Here is a 1,145-nt window from a genome sequence, read left to right as displayed (position 1 = left end):
CAAGAGATGGAAACTCAACAAAAAAATTTAGATTTGGTTAGAAATGATTTTGATGCAGTCTCGGATAAATTTCGCATTGATGGCGGAAAAATTGCCGCCGAAAGAAGTCAATTAGAGAGCAGAAAAAAGGATTTAGATAAAAAGCTAGATAACCAGAGAGAATATTTAGGTCAATTAGCGGGGGAATTTTTACCATTAAAGTTAATTTTTCCTCTCCTAGAAGCGGCTAAAATTCAGGGAGAAAAAGAGCTACAATTTCAATCAGCTAAAGTCGCTCAATCGGTTTTAGAATCCAGAGATAAAAAGTTACTTGCTTATTTAGAACAACTGAATTTAAATTTAGAACAATTAGAGAATATTAGAGAATTTTTACAGCAAGAAAATCAGTTTTTAGCTGAGGATAGCGATTGTTTGATTACTCCTTACTTAGATTTAGACGAGGAGGCGATCGAGTTATTAAATCGAGTCTTAACCCATCAATTACCGGCACAAATTAACCTCGCCCATCAAGCAAGGGAACAATTAAGAAATCTGGAAGCTGACTTAGATAATTTAGAGCGAGAATTAGCAGTAGCAGCCTCTCCCGAAGAATACGAAACCCTGAGTAATAACTTAAAAACCGCTCAGAAAAAGTATTTAAATGCTCAAGCGGAATACGAGCAAAGCCACAAAAATTATGAGGAAATCAAAAAGAAAATTGAGAAAACTAAAAAAGAATTATTTGCCTATAGTGAGAAAGCTTTAGAATCCCAAAGTAACGAACACATCGTCAATGCTATTGTCAAAGCACAGCAAACTTTAAAAGTATTTAAAGAACGCTTAACTTTAAAAAAATTAAATAGATTAGAGGGAGAAGTGGCGGAATGTTTTCGTTATTTATTGCATAAGTCCGATCTGGTGCAGAAAATAGCGATCGATGCTGATACTTTTGGTCTATCTCTCTTTGGTCCCGATGGACAAAATGTGCCTAAACACCGTCTTTCTGCCGGAGAAAAACAACTATTAGCGATCGCTTTTTTGTGGGGATTAGCGCGAGTCTCCGGACGAGATTTACCCATCGCTATCGATACACCCCTCGGACGTTTAGATTCTTCCCATCGCCATAATTTAGTTGAACGTTATTTTCCCGCCGCTTCCTCTCAAGT

1 protein-coding gene is annotated in these 1,145 nt (G+C 36.9%); it reads left to right on the top strand.

Features of this window, described 5'->3' with window-relative positions; all coding sequences use genetic code 11:
* Positions 1–1,145: DNA sulfur modification protein DndD (gene dndD / locus PX484_RS16875; RefSeq protein WP_288104856.1), on the top strand; the 1,145-nt coding region annotated here is incomplete at both ends.

The sequence above is a fragment of the Microcystis sp. M49636_WE2 genome, assembly GCF_030065375.1.
GTDB lineage: Bacteria > Cyanobacteriota > Cyanobacteriia > Cyanobacteriales > Microcystaceae > Microcystis > Microcystis aeruginosa_C.
The sequence above is the reverse complement of the archived record's forward strand: the minus strand, read 5'-3'. Positions and strand labels throughout refer to the sequence as shown.